The sequence below is a fragment of the Kitasatospora sp. NPDC001159 genome, from assembly GCF_053598235.1.
Genome location: NZ_JBSFJV010000180.1, coordinates 1 through 7,479 on the forward strand (window position 1 = coordinate 1; position 7,479 = coordinate 7,479).

Sequence of the window (7,479 nt, forward strand, 5' to 3'; positions counted from 1 at the left end):
TAGCGGGGCGGCGGGTCGTCGTCCTCACGGACGGTGACGGTGCCGTCCCCGGCCCGGTCCGCCTGCCAGAGCCGGGCCCGGGGCGGGTGCAGGAAAGTCTTCCAGGACTGCGGCCCGGCGGAGTGGGCGAACGCCGCCCGGTCGGCACGCCGGCGCAGCCGGTAGGTACCGGCCTCGGTCTCGACGCCCCAGCCGTGCGGCAGATCGTCCGCCGAGGCCAGCTCGGCGAGCACGATCGCGCCGTCCCGGACGGTCGGCCCGATCACGGTGAACCCGCGCTTCCGCAAGGCTTCGACGAGCGCGGCGAGGCCTTCTTCATCCAGTTCCGCGAGCGCTTCGGTCGTGTCCATCGGTCCGTCCTCGGTCTGTCCGCGCCGGTGCCGCCGCGGGTGACTCTCCCCTCGGCGGGCGGTTCCGTAATCCCACTGTCCGCCGGTCCCGGCGATCGCGCATGGGGCCGGACGGCCCGAAGCCGGTGGCCACTCAGCCCCTCCGGACCCCGCCGAGCGGCCGGCGGCGCCCCTGCCGTCTCCGGCTCACGGAAGCCGAACACGACGCCTGATGAAGATCGCCGAACGGACGGCTGGGACAATTGACCGGTGAACGACGTGAACGAGACCGCCCCCCGGACCCTGCTCCGCCGGGGTTTCGCCCTTGAGTACGCGACCCTGGGCTGGAACGTGATCGGCATCGTGGTCCTCGCGTTCGCCGCGATCGGCGCCCGCTCGGTCGCACTGGCCGGCTTCGGCCTGGACTCCCTGATCGAGATCGGCGCCTCCACCGTAGTGATCTGGGAGCTGTCCGGCACCGGGGAACAACGGCAGAGGCGGGCGCTGAGGCTGATCGGGATCGGCTTCGCACTGCTCGGGCTCTACCTGCTCGCCCAGTCGACGATCGTCCTGGTCAGCGGCTTCCACCCGCACCACTCACCGCTCGGGATCGCCTGGACCGCCGTCACCACGGCCGTGATGTTCGTCCTCGCCTTCGGCAAGGCCCGCACCGGCGTCGCCCTGGACAACCCCGTGCTCAGGGCCGAGGGCCGCGTCACCCTCATCGACGGCCTGCTCGCCGCGGCGGTCCTGCTCGGCCTTGTCCTGAACGCCACGCTCGGCTGGTGGTGGGCCGACCCGGCCGCCGGCTACGTGCTGGTCTACTACGCCGCGCGCGAGGTCCGCGAGATCTTCTTCCGCGAGCACTGAACCACCCGGGGGCCATGGGCGTTCAGCCGTTGTTTGTCACCGGCGCCAGGTGCCGCCCCTCGTCCGGCCGGGTACGGGGGCGAGACAGGTCCGTCCGCCCCGGAGGCGTACCCGTAGGGCCCTGGGCCGCCCCGCACCGCGAGAGGACAGTGGAGATGTGCGAAGGGCTGTCGACAGCCCTCAGGAGAGGTCAGGATGCACGGGTCCGCACCGCTGGGCAGGATCTTCGGCATACCGCTGCGGGTTCACTGGAGCGCGCCTGTCCTGGTCCTCTTCCTCGGCGTCGGCCTGGCCGGGCGAACGCTTCCGGCCTGGGTCCCTGGCCGCTCCGCCGCCGTCTACGGCCTCGCCGGCGTGGTCGGGGCGCTGCTGCTCACCCTCAGCCTGCTGTTGCACGAGACTGCCCATGCCGTCACCGCGCGACGGGCAGGGATCCGGGTGGACGACATGACCGTCTTCGCGCTCGGTGGCGTCACCCGGATGGGGCGTGCGCCGAGCCCCGGACTCCAGTTCACCGTCGCCGGGATCGGACCGCTCACCAGCCTGGTGCTGGGCGGGCTGTCCCTTGCCGCCGGACTCGGCGCCCAACACCTGCTCCACTGGACGATGCCTGCGGCCGTCCTGCTGTGGACCGGCTGGACCAACCTGCTGCTCGGCGTGTTCAACCTGCTGCCCGCCGCGCCCCTGGACGGCGGACGGATCCTCCAGGCGGCGGTCTGGCGCCGCAGGGGTGACCGCGAACGCGCCGAGCGCGTCGCCGGCCGGGTCGGTCAGGTCGGCGGCCTCCTGCTCTCCGCCGCGGGCTGGTTGGAGTTCCTCCGTGGCGTCGGTGCCGGGATCTGGCTCGTGGTCGTCGGCCTGTTCATGTGGTCCTCCGCGCTGGCCGAGGTCCGCCACGCCGCCCTGGTGGCAGCCCTACGCGGCACTCGGATCGGACAGGTCATGACCTCTCCGGTGGCCACCGGGCCCGACTGGCTCACCTTGGACCGCTTCCTCGCCGAACCCGTCGCGCGCACCCACCACCCGCTCATCCCGGTGGTCGACTTCGCCGGCCGCCCGAGCGGCCTGGTCGACCTGCGCCGCCTCGCGACGGTCCCGCCCGACCGCCGATCCGGGATACGCGTCCGCGATCTGGCGACCCCGCTCTCCGAGTGCGTGGTCGCCGCACCCGAGGACGACCTCGTCGAGGTCCTGGACCACGCGACCGCCCAACCGCCGATCCTCGTCCTGGACGACGGCCGACTGGTGGGCATCGTCACCCTTGAGGACCTCGGCAGAATCGCCCGCACGAGACCTCCGACGACCACGCGCGGAACATGAGCCTCCTCCCGCTCGTCGGACTCCTCCGGACCGAGGCATCGGCACCGAGGTCATAGGCGTCAAGGCGCGTGCCTCAGAAGCAGTTCCCTGGCCACCTCCGCACGCTGGCCGCCGCCGCGCGACCGGGCCCTCCCGGCGGCATGCTGAGTCCGCGGAGGAAGGAGATCCATGGCGCGGCACGCCGATGCCCCCGGCCCGGACCGGCACCGCTTCGTGCCCGCGCTGCCCGGGCTCGCGGTGCTCAGGCGCTACCGGGGGGAGTGGCTGCGCGGAGACCTTTCGGCTGGCCTGACCGTCGCCGCCTACCTGGTACCGCAGGTCATGGCATACGCCACCGTCGCCGGCCTGCCGCCGGCCGCGGGCCTGTGGGCCATTCTGCCAGCGATCCTGGTGTACGCCGTTCTCGGCTCGTCCCGGCTGCTTTCGGTCGGGCCCGAGTCGACGACCGCGCTGATGACCGCCACCGTGGTCGGTCCGCTCGCGGGCGGGGACCCCGGGCGCTACGCCGCGCTCGCCGCCGCGCTGGCCGTCGTGGTCGGGGCGCTGTGCCTGGTGGCGTGGACGGCCCGGCTCGGTTTCGTCGCCGACATGCTCTCAAGACCCGTCCTGGTCGGCTATCTGGCCGGCGTCGCCCTGCTCATGTTGGCGGACCAGCTGACCAGGCTCACCGGTGTCCCGGTCAAGGGCACACGCTTCTTCCCGCGGTTACGGTCCTTCGTGGAACACCTGTCCGAGGCGAACACCGCCACTGTTCTCTTCAGCGCCGTCGCTCTGGTGTTCCTGTTCGTCACCGCACACCTCCTCCCCCTGGTACCGGGCCCTCTGCTGGCCGTCGTGCTCGGCATCGCCGCGGTTGCCGCGTTCGGCCTGGAGCAACACGGCATCCAGGCGGTCGGAGCCATTCCGGGCGGGCTGCCGGGCTTGTCCCGGCCTGACCTGAGCGAGCTCGACCGGCTGGTGCTGCCCGCCGTCGGGGTGGTTCTGGTCGGCTACACCGACATGGTCCTCACCGCGCGTGCCTTCGCATCCGGCGAGGGCGACGGACGTCTCCACGCCGAACAGGAGCTGCTCGCCCTCGGCGCCGCTAACGTGGGCGCCGGCGTCCTCTCCGGTTTCCCGGTGAGCAGCAGCGCGAGCCGTACCGCGCTCGCCCGTTCGGCGGGCGGACGCACCCAGGCGTACGCGCTCGTTGCCGGAGGCTGCGTCCTCGCGGTGCTGCTGTTCCTCGGCCCGCTGCTGAGGCACCTGCCGGTGGCCGTGCTCGGTGCGCTGGTCGTCTTCGCCGCCGTCCAGTTGATCGACCTGGCGGGCTTCCGGAGGCTGGCCTCCTTCCGCCGCCGGGAACTGCTGCTGGCGATCGGCTCTCTGGCCGGTGTCCTCGCGCTGGACATCCTGTACGGGGTACTGGTGGCCGTGGGGCTCTCGGTGGCCGAGCTGCTGAGCCGGGTGGCCCGGCCGCACGACGCGGTCCAGGGGCTGGTCCCCGGCCTGGCCGGCATGCACGACATCGAGGACTATCCCCAGGCCCGCACCATTCCGGGGCTGGTGATCTACCGCTACGACTCCCCGCTGTTCTTCGCCAACGCGGAGGACTTCCGCAGCCGGGCCCTGGCGGCCGTCGCGGACGAGCCGACGCCGGTGCGGTGGTTCGTGCTCAACACCGAGGCCAACGTGGAGGTCGACATCACCGCACTGGACGCGGTGGAGGCCCTGCGCCGCGAACTGACCAGCCGCGGCATGGTCTTCGGCATGGCACGCGTCAAGCAGGACCTGCTCGACGACCTGGACGCGTACGGCCTGACCGCGTCCATCGGTCCGGAGCGGATCTTCCCCACCCTGCCCACCGCTGTGGAGGCGTACCAGGCCTGGCACGCGGGCCACGGGGGCGGTGCGGACACCGCGTGACATGGTCGATGCCCGTGGCCGTCGCACCTGGATCGCACCGCCCACGTCCCGCCTCCTGGCCGCTTTCCGGTCCTCGCATCGCACCCGTCAGGGCCGGGTGGCCCCGTCCGGTGGAGGCGACCGGACCTTGGGCAGGACCGGGTGGGCCGCGCATGGTGGGGTTGTGGAAACGAAAGCGAGATCCGCCACGGGGCGTGAGGGCCGGACGGGCCGTCGAAGGTCGCGCCCGACGATCACCCGCCGGGCATGACGAAGGCCGATCCGCTGCCGGATCCGGCCCTCCGTGGGACCATCCGACAGAGCGGAAACAGCCCCGCGCATCGCTCCGACCTCGGGGAACGCAAGCACAGGGACTGTACCGCTTCGGCTTCTCCCATCCTCCCCCGCACCGCTTCCGTCCCGAGGAGGGCTCGGATGACTACCGGAACCGAGACGGGCACCCAGGCCCTGCGTGATGTACTCACCACGCCCGGCCCCGTCCTGTCGGTCTACTTCGATCTCGATCCGCGCCCGGAGATGGGCCTGGACGCGGAGGAACGCTGGCAGGGCCTGTGCCGCGACCTCGCGAGCCAGGGGGCCGGGGCCCACGACCTGGATGCCCTGACCCGGCGCTTCCTCTCCTCCCAGCCCGGATCCGGTGTGCTCGCCGCTTTCGCCGCGCGCGGTGAGATGGTGCACTCGGCGGTCCTGCCCGGATTCGGACAGAGGGACCTGGCTGCCAGGGCGCCGCTGCCGCATCTGCTGCCGTTGCTGGCCTGGCGCCAGGATCACCCCGCGCACGTGGTCGCCGTTGTCGACCGTACCGGAGCGGACCTGCGGCTCTACCTCGACGGTGCCACGGAGGCCGCCCGCCGGACCGTCATCGGCTCGGACGACGAGATCGAGCGCAACCGGCCCGGCGGCCGATCCCAGATGCGCTACCAGCACCGCGCCGAGGACTCCTGGGAACACAATGCCGTCCAGGTCGCCGAAGCACTGGACACGGCGCTGGCGGAAGTGGACGCCCACGTGCTGATGCTGGCCGGCGACGTCCGCGCCCGCCAGTACCTCACCAAACACCTGCCCGCCTGGGTCCGCCGCGACGTGTCCATCCGGTCGGTCAGCGGCAGCCGCAGCCCCGACGGCGCCTGGCCCCAGCGCATGGCCCAGGTCGAGGCGGAGACCTGTCGCGCCGGACGCGAGGCGACCGAGGCCCTGCTGCGCCGGCTCGACGACGGGCGCTCGCCCCGCGGCCACGCCGTGGAGGGCGTCTACGCGACCGTGCGTGCGCTCGCCGACGGCGCACTGCGCACCCTGCTGATCTCGGACAGCCTCACCGGCCGCCGCACCGCGTGGTTCGGACCCGGCCCGACCGACATCGCCGACCAGCCCGCCTCCCTGCCGACGGACCTCACTCCGGTGGTGCAAGCCGACCTCGCGGACATCGCCGTCCGATCGGCGCTGCTGACCGGCGCTGATGTCCGGATCCTCCGCCCGGGTGCCCCCGGCGCACCCGCCCAGGGGATCGGCGGCCTGACCCGCTACACCTGACGCCCGTTCGGCCACGACCGCGAACGGAGAACCTCCGATGACGATCCACCCGGTGGCCGCCCAGATGCCCGAAGTCGAGCTCGAAGCCCAGGGCGATCTTCCGCCCGGCACGGCGGACCTCGCCCGCGCCAAGGTGCTCACCCTGCTCGACGAGGTCCGCGAGCCCGTCTTGTGCGTCCGCATCCGGTTCACCCGCGTGCACGACCCCGCCACCGAGCGGCCGTTCATCACCCAGGCATTGACGAGCCGACAGGAGCAGCCGACCCCATGACCCGCCACGACCGCTTCACCCCGCATCCGGAGAGCCACACGGCCGCCCGCGCCGGATGGCTGCGCGCCGCCGTCCTCGGCGCCAACGACGGGCTGGTCTCCGTCGCCAGCCTCATGGTCGGTCTGGCCGCCAGCGGGGCGAGCACCTCCACCGTCGTCACCGGCGGCCTCGCGGGCCTCTCCGCCGGTGCCATGGCGATGGCCGCCGGCGAGTACGTCTCCGTCGGCTCCCAGGTCGACGTCGAGACCGCCGACCGTGCCAAGGAAGCCCGCGAACTCGCCGAGGACCCCGAAGCGGAGCTCGCCGAACTCACCGCCATCTACGAGAGCCGCGGCGTCCCCCGCGACCTCGCCCGGCAGGTCGCCGAGGCCCTGCACGAGGCCGACCCGCTCCAGGCCCACCTGCGCGACGAACTCGGCCACAGCGAACACACCGCCGCCAACCCCCTCCAGGCCGCCCTCGCCTCCGCCACCAGCTTCCTGACCGGCGGGCTCGTCCCCTTCCTCGGCCTCCTCGCCTCGACCGACACCGCACGCCTGTGGCTCATCGTCGCCGTCACCCTCTGCGGCCTCGCCCTGGCCGGCACCCTCGCCGCCCGCGCCGCCGGCACCACCCTCCTGCGCCCGACCCTGCGCGTCGTCATCGGCGGCGGACTCGCCATGGCCGTCACCGCCGCCGTCGGCCAACTGGCCCACGTGTCGGGGGTCTGACCCGCCTGTCCTCGCCCCGAGAGCCCACGGCCTGCGACGGACTGCGGCAATGACACGCGAATGGGCCCGGTGCTTGATCCCCGCCAGGCGGCCTCTGCGCCGCGCCGTCGCGGTAGAGCGTCCGCACGCGACGCCGCTCGGGTGGACCTGCGGCAACCTCGACCGCGAACCTGCCGCGGCACCCGAGAGCAGGTCCGGGGACCGGTCCGAGGGCCCACCGGCCCGTAGCCCGGGCCCGACCGGCCCTCCCCGCCCGCACGGAAACGGCTGACGATGAGGGTGGTCAGGGCTCCGCACAGAACCGGTGACGGCGCCGGCCGGGGCCGACGAAGGAGTCTGTGATGAACGGCTTCGAAACCCGCCGCCCGGTGATCGTGGGCGTCGACCGCTCCGAGGCGAGCCGCTGGGCCGTGCGCTGGGCGGCGGACGAGGCGGCCGGGCGCCACCTGCCGCTGCGGCTGCTGCACGCGCAGGAGTGGCCGACCGGCCGGGCCGAGGACGAGGCGGCCCGCGCCCGGGCGATCGGCCTACGGGCCGGCGGGGA

The 7,479-nt window shown here is 73.2% G+C and carries 7 protein-coding genes and 1 pseudogene; 7 read left to right on the forward strand and 1 reads right to left on the reverse strand.

Going from position 1 to position 7,479, the window contains the following annotated elements; genetic code table 11:
* Positions 1-350, reverse strand: a pseudogene (locus tag ACWC9T_RS39790) (4Fe-4S dicluster domain-containing protein); the annotation flags it as partial.
* Positions 351-599: 249 nt separating this feature from the next.
* Between ACWC9T_RS39790 and ACWC9T_RS39795 the strand changes: the two are divergent.
* The 7 genes from ACWC9T_RS39795 to ACWC9T_RS39825 all read left to right on the forward strand — a co-directional run.
* Positions 600-1,199 (forward strand): cation transporter, encoded by a 600-nt coding sequence (locus tag ACWC9T_RS39795; RefSeq protein WP_449825923.1) that lies wholly within the window; start codon positions 600-602, stop codon positions 1,197-1,199.
* 195 nt (positions 1,200-1,394) lie between these two features.
* Positions 1,395-2,519 carry a site-2 protease family protein gene (locus ACWC9T_RS39800; RefSeq protein ID WP_449825924.1) on the forward strand — a complete coding sequence of 375 codons (1,125 nt, stop codon included), beginning with the start codon at positions 1,395-1,397 and terminating at the stop codon, positions 2,517-2,519.
* A 168-nt stretch (positions 2,520-2,687) separates the two neighbouring features.
* A complete protein-coding gene (locus ACWC9T_RS39805; protein ID WP_449825925.1) occupies positions 2,688-4,424 on the forward strand; it encodes a SulP family inorganic anion transporter in 1,737 nt (578 codons plus the stop codon).
* A gap of 414 nt (positions 4,425-4,838) precedes the next feature.
* Entirely contained in the window at positions 4,839-5,954 is a 1,116-nt protein-coding gene (locus ACWC9T_RS39810) for a baeRF2 domain-containing protein (RefSeq protein ID WP_449825926.1), read from the forward strand.
* Between the two features lie 37 nt (positions 5,955-5,991).
* A complete protein-coding gene (locus ACWC9T_RS39815) occupies positions 5,992-6,225 on the forward strand; it encodes a hypothetical protein (protein ID WP_449825927.1) in 234 nt (77 codons plus the stop codon).
* The gene (locus tag ACWC9T_RS39820; protein ID WP_449825928.1) at positions 6,222-6,935 is read left to right on the forward strand and encodes a VIT1/CCC1 transporter family protein; all 714 of its coding nucleotides are present in this window, start codon (positions 6,222-6,224) and stop codon (positions 6,933-6,935) included. The genes ACWC9T_RS39815 and ACWC9T_RS39820 overlap by 4 nt, the downstream gene beginning before the upstream one ends.
* 341 nt (positions 6,936-7,276) lie before the next feature.
* Positions 7,277-7,479, forward strand: a 203-nt coding sequence (locus ACWC9T_RS39825; RefSeq protein WP_449825929.1) for a universal stress protein, incomplete at its 3' end; no start/stop codon positions are given.

Bases quoted from the DNA above. Each gene is read 5' to 3' on its own strand.
- ACWC9T_RS39815 (WP_449825927.1), top strand. From the start codon at position 5,992: ATGACGATCCACCCGGTGGCCGCCCAGATGCCCGAAGTCGAGCTCGAA.
- ACWC9T_RS39805 (WP_449825925.1), top strand. From the start codon at position 2,688: ATGGCGCGGCACGCCGATGCCCCCGGCCCGGACCGGCACCGCTTCGTG.
- ACWC9T_RS39820 (WP_449825928.1), top strand. From the start codon at position 6,222: ATGACCCGCCACGACCGCTTCACCCCGCATCCGGAGAGCCACACGGCC.
- ACWC9T_RS39800 (WP_449825924.1), top strand. From the start codon at position 1,395: ATGCACGGGTCCGCACCGCTGGGCAGGATCTTCGGCATACCGCTGCGG.
- ACWC9T_RS39810 (WP_449825926.1), top strand. From the start codon at position 4,839: ATGACTACCGGAACCGAGACGGGCACCCAGGCCCTGCGTGATGTACTC.